The sequence below is a fragment of the Luteibacter sp. 9133 genome (assembly GCF_000800155.1).
In the GTDB taxonomy this organism is placed as follows: Bacteria; Pseudomonadota; Gammaproteobacteria; order Xanthomonadales; family Rhodanobacteraceae; genus Luteibacter; species Luteibacter mycovicinus.
In genome coordinates, this window is sequence record NZ_JUHO01000001.1 from 2,634,802 (window position 1) to 2,648,356 (window position 13,555).

Below are 13,555 nucleotides of genomic sequence, written 5' to 3' on the forward strand. Positions count from 1 at the left end.
GCCGATCGTCGAAACGTCGTGCGTCAGAAGGACAGCTCCAGCCCGACAGTCACACTGCGACTCGGAGCCGGCTGGCGGCCCCACGGGCTGGTATCGATTCCCCTGTACCAGTACCGCTTGTCAAAAAGGTTGTTTACGGCGAGCGATCCCGTCAGCACCGACGTGCCACGCGTCATCAGCACCTGCGTCCACTGCGCGTTCCATACGGCGTAGGAAGGAAGCTGACCGACCGAGGCGATAGCGTTCTCCGCGCGCGTATTGGCCGCATCGGTGTACGCGCTGCTGAAGTAATAGCCGGACAACGCGACCGTTGTATGACCACGTGTATACGAAGCGCCGAGACTGACCTGGTTGCGCGAGGTGTATGGCACACGGAGGCCTTCGTACTGACCGGATTTCTGCTCGGCGTCGAGATAGGCATAGCCTGCGGTGAGCTTCAGACCGTCCAGCACTTCAGGTGACCAGGCGACATCCGCCTCGAGGCCCTGGTGCACGGTCTTGCCGATATTGCCGTAGGTGCGCGTGGTGTTGTCGAGCTGGATCTGCTTATCGAAGTCGATCCGGTAGACGTCGGCGTGGATCGCCGTGCGCGCGGATGGGTTGAACCGCGCACCGAGCTCGTAATTCCATGCGAGTTCGGAATCGAGGTTATCGCCGAACACGATCTGGGTCACCTGCGGCGCGCGCAGGGAGCGCTGCGCATCCGCGTAGACGTACCAGCGCTCCGATGCCTTGAAGCCCAGGGTCAGGCCGGGCAGCCAGTTGCGCACGTTGTTGGTGAACGACACACCGTTGGCGCGATTGAGATAGGTCGCGTCGAGGTGCTCGTAACGCACACCCGGCGTCACGGTGAACCGATCGTCCGCGAAGCCGATGGCGTCGCTGAGGTAACCCGCCCAGGCGCGGTCGCGGAACTGCCAGTCGCGGACCAGCGTGTAGACGCCGTTATCCAGGCCCGTGTTGCCCACGAGAAAATCGATGTCCTCGTGGACGGCGCGGGCGCCCACGGTGATCTGCTGGGACACCGGTCCATCCACGTGCAGGCTGAACTGGGGTTGCGTGCCGTAGACCTTGAAGCCGCGCGGTGCACTCTGCAGCAACTGCGGCGGCAGATCGGGACGCCAGGTCTCGGTGGCGAGACGACGCATGCCCACGATGAAGTTGCGCTCGCTGTCAGCGCTGAAGTTGGTCCAGCTGAACTTCGAGCTGTCGAAGGCCCACCAGGCACCCAGATCCTGCTCATACGTCAGCGAGGCACGCGTGGTGGTGCCATGGAAGCGATCGAGCGGACGTGTGGCCTGCCGCGGGTCGTCAAGGTAATCGGCGACAGACAGCGCACCGGCCATATCCATGCGCGCCACGTAGCGCTGCACATCGGCCTTCAATACCTTGTCGTCCGCGATCCACCATTCGGTACGCAGACGTACGTTTTTCACGTCGGTGCCGCTGTGTCCGCGAAAGTATTCGCCCTTGAGGTAATCGGCGTCGAGCTGCATGCCGAAGTTCGGCGTGAGGTAGCCACCTGTCGATACCGACGTGTCGCGGAGCATCTGGCCACGGCCGTAAGCGGTGATCTTCTCGCCGACGGTCGTCGTCCAGCGCTCCGGGATCGGCTTGCTGACGAAGTTGATCACGCCACCGACGTTGTTCGGGCCGTACTGCACCGCCGCGCCGCCGCGCACGATGTCGATGCGGTCGATCTGGTTCATGGTGACCGGGAACAGCGAGAGGCTGGTCTGTCCGTAGGGCGCAAGCGAGAGCGGAATGCCATCGAGCAGCGCCTGAACGCGACCGCTGCGGCTTTCATAGAGACCACGCAGAGCGATCTGGGGCAGCACGCCGGTACCGGTCTCGTCGAAGATCTTCACACCGGGCACGCGCTGCAAGGCATCGTCAAGAGACCGGTTCACACCTGTCGACAGCGCTTCGCGGTCGATGACCTGGCGGCTGCCCGCATACGTCCTGACGTCTTCCACGCGCGACGCGCCCAGCACGCTGCCTGTCACCACGACCGGGTCGAGCTTGCGTGTCTTGTCCGTCGCCGTGTCCTGCGTGGTGTCCTGCGCCGCCGCGGCTTGCGCGGTGAGCGCGAGGGTCAGCGCGATAACGATTTGCCGCTGGCGGATGCGGTCCTTCATGTAGCGTTTCCGTCGGAGAAGAGAGAAGTCGGACGTCGCGCAGCCCGGCGACGCGGTTGTGTGAGGCGACCTCAAGCAACCCGCGGTTTTCGCCGCAGGAACCACGGACAATGCGGAGCCGGGAGCGAGCTCGGAATGCCGGTCTGACGCCTCATTGCGTCCTGTCGCATCGATGGTGAAGCGACTACGGCGAACGATAATGCGAATTATTATCGATAACAAGAGGTGGCGCTCGCACGTGCGAGGCGGGAATGAGCGATGCAGTCGCGTCGTCGGGAGAGGTGGCGATCTACCGTGCCAGACCCACGTGTAGGAGCGCGCCCTGCGCGCGATCCGGCGTCGTCCGACGTCTATCGCGCGCAGGGCGCGCTCCTACCTTAATTCCGTTGGGCTGACCTGGCGGGTCAACCGCCTCCGCCGCCACCGCCGCCGTGGATCCCGCCCTTGGTCAGCGCCGCCGGATCGAGCAGTTTGGCCAGCTCGGCTTTGCTGAGCCCCGTGGTCTCGAGCGCTACATCCATGATGGGACGCTTTTCCTTGTAAGCCTGCTTGGCGGTCGCGGCGCCCTTCTCGTAACCGATCACGGGATTAAGTGCGGTAACCAGGATCGGATTCTTGTCCAGGGCTTCGCGAATGTGCTCCTGGTTGACCTTGAAGCCGGCGATCGCCTTGTCGGCGAGCAGCGTCGTCACGTTGGCCAGGATCTCGATCGACTGCAGCAGGTTGTAGGCGATGACGGGCAGCATGACGTTGAGCTGGAAGTTGCCCGACTGACCCGCGATCGCGATGGTCGCGTCGTTGCCTATGACCTGAGCGGCGACCATCGCGGCTGCCTCGGGGATCACCGGGTTGACCTTACCCGGCATGATCGACGAACCCGGCTGCAACGCCGGCAGCTCGATTTCACCCAGCCCGGCTAACGGACCGGAATTCATCCAGCGCAGGTCGTTGGCGATCTTCATCACCGCGACGGCAAGCGTGCGCAGCTGGCCCGACAGTTCGACCGGTGCGTCCTGTGCCGCCATGCCGGCAAAGTAATTTTCCGAGGACTCGAATTTCAGCCCCGTCAGCTTCGACAGCTCCGTCGCCACGGCCGGGCCGAACTTCGGATCGGCGTTGATGCCCGTGCCCACCGCGCTGCCGCCCTGCGGCAGACGACGCGTGCGCTTCAGCGTATCGGTAATGCGCTCGGCGGCATCGCCGATCTGCGCCGACCACCCCGAAAGCTCCTGACCGAAGGTGATCGGCATCGCATCCATCAGATGCGTGCGACCGGTCTTTACCACCTTCCTCAGTTCCTTCGCCCGGCCGTCGATGACCTTGCGCAGATGCTTCAGCGCGGGCAGCAGCTTCTCGCTGGTCGCCAGCGTCGCGCTGACCAGGATGGCCGTCGGAATGACATCGTTGGAGCTCTGCCCCGCGTTGACGTGATCGTTCGGGTGAACCGTGCTCCCTGCCGCCTCGGCCAGGTGTGCGATCACCTCGTTGGCATTCATGTTCGAGCTGGTGCCCGAGCCGGTCTGGAACACGTCGATCGGGAAGTGCTCGTCGACCTCACCGGCTGCCACGCGCTCGGCGGCGGCGCGGATGGCCTTGGCGGACGCTTTGTCGAGGTGGCCCAGTTTGACGTTGGCCTCGGCGGCCGCCGATTTGATCAGGCCCAGTGCGCGGATGAACTCGCGCGGCAGGGTGAGGCCGGAGACAGGGAAATTGTCCACCGCGCGCTGGGTCTGGGCCCCGTAGAGGGCTTTGGCGGGGACCTTCAACTCACCCATGCTGTCACGTTCGGTGCGGAACCTTGTCATGCGGGAAGCTCCTGTGGGGATTCCCTTACATTAAGCCTCGCAAGCACCCATCGCCAGCCGTCCGGCTCCCGTCGGGCCGCCGCTAAGCGGTAGAGGCCCGTTCTGGCGGGAGCCCGCCTCCTGGCCGTTCGCGGTAACCGGACCCCACCACCCCGCCGGGTTATAATCTCCGGCTGCTCCCGCCAAGCCTCAGGAACACCCCATGTCCCACGCCACGCTGACCGCCCTCTCGCCGCTGGACGGCCGCTACGCCTCCAAGGTCGAGCCGCTGCGCCCGATCTTCAGCGAATTCGGCCTCATGCATCGCCGCGTACATGTGGAAATCCACTGGCTGCTGGCCCTGGCCGCGCATCCGGGCATCGTCGAGCTGCCGGCCTTTCCGGCCGACGCGGTGAAGACCCTGCTCGCCATCGCCGACGACTTCTCCATCGAAGACGGCGAGCGGATCAAGGCGATCGAGGCGACCACCAACCACGACGTGAAGGCGGTCGAGTACCTCATCAAGGAGAAGATCGGCAACGATCCCTCCCTCGCCCAGGCCAAGGAGTTCGTGCACTTCGCCTGCACCAGCGAAGACATCAACAACCTCGCCTACTCGCTGATGCTGCGCGACGCCCGTGAGTCGGTGCTGCTGCCGGCGCTGGATCAGGTCATCGCGAAACTCCGCGCACTGGCTCACGAACACGCCGGCCTGTCGCTGCTGTCGCGTACGCACGGCCAGACCGCCTCGCCCAGCACCATGGGCAAGGAAATCGCCAACGTCGTGGCGCGTCTCGAGCGCCAGCGCAAGCAGCTGGTCGCGATCGAGATCCCGGGCAAGATCAACGGCGCGGTCGGCAACTACAACGCGCACGTCATCGCGTACCCCGCGGTGGACTGGCCGGGTCTCGCCTCCCACTTCGTCGACGGTCTGGGTCTCACCTTCAATCCGTACACCACGCAGATCGAACCGCACGACGGCATCGCCGAGTTCGCCGACGTGCTGCGCCGGATCAACATCATCCTGATCGATCTCGCGCGTGACATCTGGGGTTACATCTCGCTGGGATACTTCCGCCAGGCACTGAAGGCGGGCGAAGTCGGCTCGTCCACGATGCCGCACAAGGTCAACCCCATCGACTTCGAGAACGCCGAAGGCAACTTCGGTCTCGCCAACGCCCTGCTCGGCCACTTCGCCGAGAAGCTCCCGATCAGCCGCTGGCAGCGCGACCTCACCGACTCCACCGTGCTTCGCGCGCTGGGCACGGCCTACGGTCACTCGCTGGTCGCCATCGAGTCGCTGCTCAAGGGCCTGGGCAAGCTCAACGTCAACGCCGAACGCGTCGCCGCCGACCTCGACAACAGCTGGGAAGTGCTGGCGGAGGCCGTGCAGACGGTCATGCGCCGCTTCGGCCTGCCGGAGCCGTACGAGCAGCTCAAGGCCCTGACCCGCGGCCAGGGGATTACGAAGGAGTCGATGCGCGCGTTCATCGCTGGCCTCGACCTGCCCGCCGACGCGAAGCAGGCGCTGGCTGAGCTGACGCCGGCGTCCTACATCGGTCTAGCCGACAAACTCGCGCGCGATATCTGAGTCGCAAGCACGGCACCAAGAAAAGAGCCCGGCACGTGATATGCCGGGCTCTTTCGTTTTTCAAGTGCGATTTTCAAACCGCCGATCAGTGATGATCGCGATCGTCATCGCAGCGATGGTCGCGATCATCGCAATGACGATCACGATCGTCGTGGTAACCCGGACCACCGCGGTCTCCGTAGCCACCGTGGCGATGGTCGCGAATGATGCAGCCGCTCAGGGAGAAAGCGGAAAGCAGAACCAGTGCGATAAGCAGCGGACGTTTCATCAGAACCTCTTTCGATCGCGGCTTATTGCCTTGGACGTAACGTACGCGTGCGTCAATCAATGCGGGATGAAGCGCAGGAAGCGGTGTTCTGGCTTTTCGCGCGCAGGGCGCGCTCCTGCGACGCAGGCGCCGGCTGGGCGGTGACGCAGCGCGGAGGCGGGCTGCGCGGCTACAATGCCGGCCATGGCCATCCAGACCCCCACCCGTAAGCCCCTCCCGATCGAAGTGCGCGGCAGCGCCAGCCAGCCGCTTGGCATGAGTGCCGCGCAGTTTCTGCGCGATTACTGGCAGAAGCGTCCGCTGCTGATCCGTAACGCCTTCCCGGACTTCGAAGCGCCCATCGAGCCCAACGATCTCGCCGGCCTGGCCTGCGAAGAGGGGGTGCTCGCCCGCCTCATCATTCATGACGAAAAGCGTGACCGCTGGACGGTCAGGAGCGGCCCCTTCGAGGAAGCCGAATTCGGCAAGACGCCCAAGCGTGACTGGACCCTGCTGGTCCAGGATGTCGACAAGTGGGATGCCGACGTGGCGGGCCTGCTCGAGCACTTTGCGTTTCTGCCCAGCTGGCGCGTGGACGACGTCATGGTGTCCTATGCCGAGGACGGCGGCGGCGTCGGCGCGCACGTCGACCAGTACGACGTCTTCCTCATCCAGGGCATCGGTCAGCGCCACTGGGCGATCAGCGACGACCCGGACGCACCGCTCGACTTCCGCAACGACGTCGAACTGAAGCAGCTGAAGGAATTCCTGCCGACCCACGAGTGGCTGCTCGAACCCGGCGACATGCTTTACCTTCCGCCAGGCGTGCCGCACGACGGTGTCGCCCTGGGCAACTGCATGACGTTGTCGGTCGGCATGCGCGCGCCCTCGCAGGCCGAGCTGACCGGCGACCTGGCGGACTTCCTCGCCGAACGCATGCCCGACGAGCTTCGTTACAGCGATGCCGACCTGACCCCGGTCAAGCGCATCGGCGAGATCGACACGGCTGCGCTCAACCGCCTGCGTCAGGCCCTGCCCTTCGCCGCCGCGCTCGATCGTGACCTGCTGGCCGACTGGTTCGGGCGCTTCATCACCCGCTACCGCAATGCCCAGTCCCCGGCCGCGCCCCCGAAGGCGACCACCGTCGCCGCGCTGGACAAGGCACTGGCCGGTGGCTCGGGCCTGATCCGTCATCCCTACGCGCGGCTTGCGTGGGTGCGTGGCAAGAAGGACGCCACCCTCTATGTCAGCGGCAGTGCATACGCCTGCCCGGCCGACCTGGCCGAGCGACTGGCCACCGAGCGGGACGTACGCCTGCAGCGCGCGCCCTCGGCTGCCGAACGGGAGGTTCTGCTGGCTCTGGTCAACGACGGGGCGCTGGTCGTTCGCAAGGGTCGCTCCCGGTGAGCGGCGCGGCGGACACCGCGCTGATCGTCGAAGACCGTGCCGGTCTCGAGATAGCGCATGTCCGCCTGCTGACCCAGGCCCGCTACCGGGCCGCGATCTACCTGCCGCGCATGGACGTCGGCATGCTGGACCATGAGACGATCCTCACTGAGCTTCGCCGCCTGGCCACCAGCGGGCGGCAGGCGCAGGTCCGTATCCTCACCCATGATGCCGAGCAGGCGCACCGCGAGGGTCACCGGGTGATCGCCCTCGCCCAGCGCCTCCCCACGGCGGTTTCCATCCGTGTGCCGACCGATGAAATCCACCTGGGCTACGCATCGGCGTTCATCTGCGATACGACAAGTGGCTACCTGTTCCGACCCGTCGCGAGTCGCTTCGAGGCACGCGGCGACCTCGACGCACCCGGTGAGACCTCTCGCCTGATGGCCTATTTCGAGGAAGTCTGGGAGCGGGCCGAGCCCGCGTGGCAAATAAGACCACTTGGGATCTAGCTGGCATGAGAAACGTCGATTCAAGTTGGCGTGATGCCGCAGCACGGAGCTATACTTAACGGATTCTTATGCCGCGGCACGCCCTCGTGCGGCCAGCGGCAGCCCGTCCTTTTCGTGTGTGCCGGTGGTGACGTGAGCGCAAACCTGATCCGCGAGTTTTCCGAATCCTCCCAACTCGCCGGCGGTAACGCCGACTACGTAGAGCAGATCTACGAATCCTGGCTGGCCGATCCCGGCTCCGTCACGGCCGAGTGGGATGGCTATTTCAAGACGCTGAAGGGCCGCGAGGCCGGCGACGTCGCCCACTCCGCCGTGATCGCCCGCATCGAGGCCGCGCAGAAACAGCGTCGCTCCGCGGTCGCCGCACCCGCCGTCGGTTCCGCCGACGATGCCTATGCGCAGAAACAGGCCGGCGTCCTCCGCCTGCTGACAGCCTATCGCTCGCGCGGCCACATTTCCGCGCAGGTCGACCCCCTCGGCCTGACCGTCTCGGACGTCGACACCCCGGACCTCGGTCTTGCCTTCCACGGCCTCTCCGACGCCGACCTCGGCACCGAATTCGACGCGGGCACCTTCGCCGGTGGCGGCCAGCGCATGACCCTGCGCGACCTGCTGGCGAAGCTCAAGCAGATCTACACCGGCACCATCGGCGCCGAGTTCATGTACATCTCCGACTACGACCAGCGGTCGTGGATCTATTCGCGTCTCGAGAAGGCCGCCGGTTCGCCGGGACTGCAGAACGCCGAGAAAGTCCGCATCCTCGAGGCGCTCACCGCCGCCGAGGGTCTGGAGCGTTACCTGCACACCAAGTACGTCGGCCAGAAGCGCTTCTCGCTCGAAGGTGGCGACAGCCTGATCCCGATGGTCGACGACGTCGTCCGTGCCGCCGGCGACAACGGCGTCAAGGAAGTCATCATCGGCATGGCCCACCGCGGCCGCCTCAACGTTCTGGTCAACATCCTCGGCAAGGCGCCCTCGCAGCTCTTCAACGAGTTCGAAGGCAAGTTCGAGCATGACGACAGCGCCATCCACACGGGTGACGTGAAGTACCACATGGGCTTCTCCACCGACGTCAAGACACCCAACGGCGGCGTCCACGTCGCGCTGGCGTTCAACCCGTCGCATCTGGAAATCGTCAACCCGGTGGTCGCCGGCTCGGTGCATGCGCGCCAGTCGCGTCGCCGCGATGTCGCGCGCGACAAATCGCTGGCCGTCCTGATCCACGGCGATGCCGCCTTCGCGGGCCAGGGCGTCAACATGGAGCTCCTGCAGATGTCGCAGGCGCGCGGTTTCGCCATCGGCGGCACCTTGCACATGGTGGTAAACAACCAGGTCGGCTTCACCACGTCCAAGCGCGAAGATTCGCGCTCCACGCTGTACTGCACCGATCTGGCCAAGATGGTCAACGCACCGGTGTTCCACGTGAACGGTGACGACCCGGAAGCGGTGATCCAGGTCACCCGCCTGGCTTACGAGTTCCGCAAGCAGTTCAAGAAGGACGTGGTCATCGACCTCGTCTGCTACCGCCGTCACGGCCATAACGAGGCCGACGAGCCGGCGGCGACCCAGCCGCTGATGTACCAGATCATCCGCAAGCGCCCGACCACGCGTGACCTCTACGCGCAGTCGCTGGTCAAGTCCTCGACCATCGGTGCCGACGACGGCCAGAAGATGCTCGACGATTACCGCGCCCGCCTGGAAAAGGGCGAGCCGCTGATCGCGATCGATCCGAACCCGACGCGCGACATCCCGGTGGACTGGAGCCGTTTCCAGAACAACAAGCTGTCGATGTCGGTCGACACCGGCGTGCCGCGCGAACAGCTCGGCAAGGTGCTGGATGCGCTGCTCGACATTCCGTCCGACGTCACCCTGCACCCGCGCGTCGCCAAGATCTACGAAGACCGCCGCAAGATGGCCGCCGGCGAGCTGCCGGGTGACTGGGGCTTCGCCGAGAACCTCGCTTACGGCACGCTGATCGCCGAGGGCAACGACCTCCGCGTGGTCGGCCAGGACGCCGGCCGCGGTACGTTCTTCCACCGTCATGCCGTGTTGCACGACCAGAAGAGCGACGACACCTACCTGCCGCTGTCCAAGGTGCGCGCCGACGCCCGCGTCGACGTCATCGACTCGCTGCTTTCCGAAGAAGCCGTGATGGCCTTCGAGTACGGCGAAGCCACCACCTCGCCCGATCAGCTCACCATCTGGGAAGGCCAGTTCGGCGACTTCGCCAACGGCGCCCAGGTCGTCATCGACCAGTTCATCAGCTCCGGCGAAGCCAAGTGGGACCGCCTCTGCGGCCTGTCGCTGTTCCTGCCGCACGGTTACGAGGGCCAGGGTCCGGAGCACTCCTCCGCGCGCCTCGAGCGCTTCCTCCAGCTGTGCGCGCTGGACAACATGCAGGTCTGCGTGCCGACCACCCCGGCGCAGGCGTTCCACATGATCCGTCGCCAGCAGGTGCGCCCGGTGCGCAAGCCGCTGATCGTGATGACGCCCAAGTCGCTGCTGCGCCACAAGCTGGCCGTCTCCTCGCTGGACGAACTCGCCCACGGCCAGTTCAAGCTGGTGATCGGTGAGCACCGCGAGCTGGTCGCCAGGAAGGTCCAGCGCGTCGTGCTGTGCTCTGGCAAGGTCTATTACGACCTGCTCGAAGACGCCGAGAAGCGTGGCCTGACCGATGTGGCCATCGTCCGCGTCGAGCAGCTCTACCCGTTCCCGCGCCCGGAAGTCTCGGCCGAACTGGAAAAGTATCCTTCCGCGAAGGAAGTGGTCTGGTGCCAGGAAGAACCGATGAATCAGGGCGCCTGGTTCCAGATCCGTCATCACCTGCAGGCCTGCATCGGGTCGAAGCAGAGCCTGTCCTATGCGGGACGCTCGCGCTCGCCCTCGCCGGCCGCCGGTCACCTCAACACCCATATCGCCGAACAGACGGCGCTCGTCGAGCAAGCGCTCGTCGCGCCCGTCGGCACCGATCACGCAGCGGAGTAAGACAAGCATGTCCATCGAAGTCAAAGTCCCGGTCCTGCCGGAATCGGTCTCCGACGCGCTCATCGCCACCTGGCACAAGAAGGCCGGTGATGCGGTCAAGCGCGACGAGAACCTGCTGGATCTCGAAACCGACAAGGTCGTGCTCGAAGTGCCCTCGCCCGTCGACGGCGTGCTGAAGGAAATCAAGTTCGAGGAAGGCGCCACGGTCACCAGCAGCCAGGTCATCGCCGTGATCGAGGAAGGCGCCGCCGCTGCCGCGCCCGCCCCGGCCGCCGCGCCGGCCGCCGCTGAGGCACCGAAGACTGAGAAGACCGATGCCGCCGCCGCGCCCAAGGGCGTCGATGAGCTCTCGCCCGCCGGCCGTCGCGTCGCCGTGGAAGAGAACATCGACCCGTCCAAGGTCGCCGGCACCGGCCGCGATGGCCGCGTGACCAAGGAAGACCTGGTCAACGCCGGCAAGGGTGGCTCCGCCGCTCCGGCCGCCGCCGCCGCTCCGGCCGCCAAGCCGACGCCGGGTTCGCGCCCGGAAGAGCGCGTCGCCATGACCCGCATCCGTACGCGCATCGCCGAGCGCCTGATGCAGTCGAAGAACTCCATCGCGATGCTCACCTCGTTCAACGAAGTGAACCTCGCCGAGGTGGTCAAGCTTCGTAAGTCGCTGGGCGAGCAGTTCGAGAAGGCCAACGGCGTCAAGCTGGGCTTCATGAGCTTCTTCGTGAAGGCCGCGACCGAAGCCCTCAAGCGCTACCCGGTGATCAACGCTTCGGTCGACGGGTCGGACATCATCTACCACGGCTACCAGGACATCTCCATCGCCGTCTCCACCGACAAGGGCCTCGTGACCCCGGTGCTGCGCGACGTGCAGGACATGTCGTTCGCCGACGTCGAGAAGGGCATCATCGGTTACGCCAAGAAGGCGCGTGACGGCAAGCTCGGCCTGGACGACCTCCAGGGCGGCACCTTCACGATCACCAACGGCGGCACCTTCGGTTCGCTGCTCTCCACGCCGATCGTCAACCCGCCGCAGAGCGCCATCCTGGGCATGCACACGATCAAAGAGCGCCCCATCGTCGAGAACGGCCAGGTCATCGCCGCCCCGATGATGTACATCGCCCTGTCTTACGACCACCGGATCATCGACGGCCGTGACGCCGTGCTGTTCCTGGTCGACATCAAGAACCAGCTGGAAAACCCGCAGCGGATGCTGCTCGGCCTGTAATGATCGGCTGAACGTCACACGTGAAGGCGGGAGTCGAAAGACTCCCGTTTTCGTGTTCCGACCCCATATTGGGCGGTAGCCAACTACCGCAGAAACATCCGGAGCAAGAGCTATGAGCGACAAGTTCGACGTCATCGTCATCGGTGCGGGTCCCGCAGGCTATGTGGCCGCGATCCGCGCCGCGCAGCTGGGCCTGAAGACCGCCGTGGTCGACGCGTTCGTCGGCAAGGACGGCAAGGCCGCCCTCGGCGGCACCTGCCTCAACGTCGGTTGCATCCCGTCCAAGGCGCTGCTGGATTCGTCCAAGCAGTTCCACAACCTGACGCACAACTTCAAGGACCACGGCATCACCGCCGAGAATCCGAAGATCGACATCGGCACGTTCATCGGCCGCAAGGACAAGATCGTCAAGCAGTTCACCGGCGGCGTGACCATGCTGTTCAAGGCGAACAAGGTCACCTCGTTCTTCGGCAAGGGCAAGCTGCTCAAGGGCAACGAAGTCGAAGTCACCGGGAACGACGGCACGGTCTCGACCATCTCGGCGACCAACGTCATCCTCGCCTCGGGCTCGGTGCCCATCGAACTGCCGTTCGCCAGGTTCGACGGCAAGCACATCATCGACAACGCCGGCGCGCTCGACCTGACCGACGTGCCGAAGCGCCTCGGCGTGATCGGCGCCGGCGTCATCGGCCTGGAGCTGGGCAGCGTGTGGAAGCGGCTTGGCGCCGAGGTCACCGTGCTCGAAGCGCTGCCGAAGTTCCTCGCCGTGGCCGACCAGGACATCGCCAAGATGGCCGCCCGCGAGTTCGCCAAGCAGGGCCTCGACATCAAGGTCAATGCCAAGGTCACCTCCGCCGAGGTCAAGGGCGACGAAGTGCACCTGGGCTACACCGACAAGGACGGCGCCGCGCAGTCGCTGGTCGTCGACAAGCTGCTGGTGGCCGTGGGCCGGCGCGCCTACACCGCCGGCCTGCTGGCAGACGATACGGGCGTGAAGCTCGACGAGCGTGGCCGCATCGTCGTCGATGAGCACAACCACACCGGTGTCGACGGTGTCTGGGCCATCGGCGATGCCGTGCGCGGCCCGATGCTGGCACACAAGGGCTCCGAAGAAGGCGTCATGGTCGCCGAGCTGATCGCCGGCAAGCCGGGTCACATCAACCTCGACACCGTGCCCTGGGTCATCTACACCGAGCCGGAAATCGCCTGGGTCGGCAAGACCGAAGAGCAGCTGAAGGAAGAAGGCATCCCCTACAAGACGGGCGCGTTCCCGTTCGCCGCCAACGGTCGCGCTGTCGCGATGAACGAGGGCATCGGCCAGGTCAAGATGATCGCCCACGCCGAAACCGATCGCATCCTAGGCGTCCACATGGTCGGCCCGGTCGTGTCCGAGCTGATCCATGAGTGCGTCGTGGCGATGGAGTTCAAGGGCTCGTCGGAAGACCTCGCCCGCATCGTCCACGCTCACCCGGCGCTGTCGGAAGTCGTGCACGAAGCCGCACTGTCGGTCGACAAGCGCGCTATCCACAAGGGCAACTAAGCCCGCGTGAAGCGAGCCCGCCCCTGCGAGTAGCATGGGCGGGCTTTTTCGTTCCGGAAGCGGCGCCTTTGTAGGAGCGCGCCCCGCGCGCGATGGATGTCATCGCAAGCCCCATCGCGCGCAGGGCGCGCTCCTACAAATACGTTGGAGGCT

9 protein-coding genes are annotated in these 13,555 nt (G+C 65.4%); 7 read left to right on the plus strand and 2 right to left on the minus strand.

What is annotated here, in order from left to right; translation table 11 throughout:
* Positions 1–23: 23 nt before the first annotated feature.
* Both FA87_RS11305 and FA87_RS11310 read right to left on the minus strand, forming a co-directional pair.
* Complete coding sequence (locus tag FA87_RS11305) at positions 24–2,138, minus strand: TonB-dependent siderophore receptor (protein WP_043694627.1); 2,115 nt, start codon at positions 2,136–2,138, stop codon at positions 24–26.
* A 404-nt stretch (positions 2,139–2,542) separates the two neighbouring features.
* Positions 2,543–3,943, minus strand: coding sequence for a class II fumarate hydratase (locus FA87_RS11310; protein WP_043694630.1), 1,401 nt, complete (start codon positions 3,941–3,943; stop codon positions 2,543–2,545).
* Between the two features lie 202 nt (positions 3,944–4,145).
* Here FA87_RS11310 and purB point away from each other — a divergent pair, with 202 nt between their 5' ends.
* The 7 genes from purB to lpdA all read left to right on the plus strand — a co-directional run bounded on the left by purB (position 4,146) and on the right by lpdA (position 13,402).
* A complete protein-coding gene (gene purB / locus FA87_RS11315) occupies positions 4,146–5,513 on the plus strand; it encodes an adenylosuccinate lyase (protein ID WP_043694633.1) in 1,368 nt (455 codons plus the stop codon).
* 91 nt (positions 5,514–5,604) lie between these two features.
* Complete coding sequence (locus tag FA87_RS20785; protein WP_156128543.1) at positions 5,605–5,925, plus strand: hypothetical protein; 321 nt, start codon at positions 5,605–5,607, stop codon at positions 5,923–5,925.
* Positions 5,926–5,964: 39 nt separating this feature from the next.
* Positions 5,965–7,167, plus strand: a complete 1,203-nt coding sequence (locus FA87_RS11325; protein ID WP_043698009.1) for a cupin domain-containing protein — start codon at positions 5,965–5,967, stop codon at positions 7,165–7,167.
* Positions 7,164–7,658, plus strand: coding sequence for a hypothetical protein (locus FA87_RS11330; RefSeq protein ID WP_052191321.1), 495 nt, complete (start codon positions 7,164–7,166; stop codon positions 7,656–7,658). The genes FA87_RS11325 and FA87_RS11330 overlap by 4 nt, the downstream gene beginning before the upstream one ends.
* Positions 7,659–7,790: 132 nt before the next feature.
* Positions 7,791–10,643: a 2-oxoglutarate dehydrogenase E1 component gene (locus FA87_RS11335; protein WP_036112319.1), complete on the plus strand. Its 2,853-nt coding sequence runs from the start codon at positions 7,791–7,793 to the stop codon at positions 10,641–10,643.
* Positions 10,644–10,650: 7 nt separating this feature from the next.
* Positions 10,651–11,862, plus strand: a complete 1,212-nt coding sequence (odhB, locus tag FA87_RS11340; protein WP_043694636.1) for a 2-oxoglutarate dehydrogenase complex dihydrolipoyllysine-residue succinyltransferase — start codon at positions 10,651–10,653, stop codon at positions 11,860–11,862.
* Between the two features lie 112 nt (positions 11,863–11,974).
* On the plus strand, positions 11,975–13,402 hold the full coding sequence (gene lpdA, locus FA87_RS11345) for a dihydrolipoyl dehydrogenase (protein WP_043694639.1): 1,428 nt from the start codon (positions 11,975–11,977) through the stop codon (positions 13,400–13,402).
* The last annotated feature ends 153 nt before the right edge of the window (positions 13,403–13,555 follow it).